At 46.1% G+C, this 1652-nt stretch carries 2 protein-coding genes; both read right to left on the bottom strand.

The genetic code is table 11. From position 1 onward, the window contains the following. The coding region (locus GPL15_RS24175; RefSeq protein WP_346345034.1) for a hypothetical protein at positions 1 to 473 on the bottom strand (473 nt) is incomplete at its 3' end. A gap of 617 nt (positions 474 to 1090) precedes the next feature. Further along, the coding region (locus GPL15_RS24170; protein ID WP_215701247.1) for a CpsD/CapB family tyrosine-protein kinase at positions 1091 to 1652 on the bottom strand (562 nt) is incomplete at its 5' end.

Below are 1652 nucleotides of genomic sequence, written 5' to 3'. Positions count from 1 at the left end.
TGGACGAACTTGTCGATGGCTGCAATCAGGTTCTCCCGGTTGGCACAGATCAGCAGTTTCTTCCGGTTCCCGGATTTTTTATAATAGGCCCGCAGGATCTTCTTTAAATTAAACCGGCCGGTGTACATCAGGATGGTATTTAATCCGAAAAATACAATATATACGGAACGCGGGAACAGCGTGCCCACCCGGTTCAAATACAAAATCATTGACAGCAGCAGCGCCATATACAGGTTAGCAGCCAACACAATCTGCAGTTCTTCCCAGTTGTTCCTCTTCATCAGCGGTTTCGGCGGCTGATAGAACAGCACCACCAGAACATAGACAAAAATCATCAGGATGCACCCAAACCAGGCATCCGAAATCATTCTTCCCTGGACTACCTGATATCTTAGAAAAACCGCTAAAACAAAGGAAATGATGATCTCGCCAATATCAAACAAAATATAAAAAGACCTGCTTTTTACAAGCATGTTTCATCCCCCCGTTTCCCCCTCGTACGTTCCGTGTTCTTAATCGCGTAATTTAATACTGTCCGCAGGCTACGTTTTCATCCTTGGTTTCTGGTTCATACGTATCTGTCTCCAAGCCTGCTTTTGCATTCTCTAACTGGTTTTTCATTTCTAACTGCTTTTTCATTCTCCAGCTGCTCTTTCATTCTCCAGCTGCTTTTTCATTTTCCAGCTGTTCTTTCATTCTTCAGCTACTTTTTCATTCTCCAGCTGCTTTTTCATTCTCCAGCCGTTTTTTTCATTCTTCAGCTGTTTTTTTCATTCTTCAGTTGCTTTTTCATTCTCCAGCTGCTCTTTCATTCTCCAACTGCTTTTCATTCTCCAGCTACTTTTTCATTCTCTAACTGTTTATTCATTTGTTAAAAATGATTCTGCATTCTATATTCTGCACTCTATAATTATGTAGATTCTATGATGAATCAACGCGTCCTCTTTTTAGTAACGAATTATAATTCTGTCTTTGTCACGCATTCCCGCCAGTCAGAGTTCATCCAGACCAGCAGCCGTTTTCTTCTGCTGTTTTCTTTTCTATCTTTCTGCCTGTTATCTTTCAGTCATCTGCTGTTTTTTTCTACCTGTCAGTTTTCCCTGGCATACTCATACTGCTTCCCATACTTCCCATACCTGCCATACTTCCCGTAATACCGGTAATACCCGCTGTGATCCACTGTCACCTTGTTCAGCACTGTCCCTAAAATCCGGCAGCCGCTCTTCTCCAACTGGGCTTTCACCTTCTGAAGCAGGCGGAAACTGATGGCTCCGCTTTCGATCACCAGCACCGCGCCGTCACAATGCCTTGCCACGATCGCGCCGTCGATCAGATTCCCCATGGGCGGCGTGTCAATGATCACATAGTCATAGGTTTCACGGGCCCACAGCACCAGTTTGGTAAACATCTCCTCTTCCAGAAGCTCCGCTGGGTTGGGGGAATAGGGGCCTGCAAACATCACTTCCAGGCCGTTCACATTGGTCTGGTAAATGGCCTCCTCTTTCGTCACCTGGCTGCTCAGGTACTGGGACAGGCCGTTCACCTCATGATCCAGCTGGTATCTGGACACCGTCACCGACTTGCGGATGTCCGCGTCGATTAACAGCACATGTTTCCCAAGCTGGGCCAGGGACGATGCCAGCTGGAAAGAG

Source organism: Clostridium sp. MCC353, from assembly GCF_018785315.1.
Taxonomy (GTDB): domain Bacteria; phylum Bacillota; class Clostridia; order Lachnospirales; family Lachnospiraceae; genus CHH4-2.
Note: the sequence above shows the minus strand (reverse complement) of the source record. Positions and strands in the feature narration are given on the sequence as shown.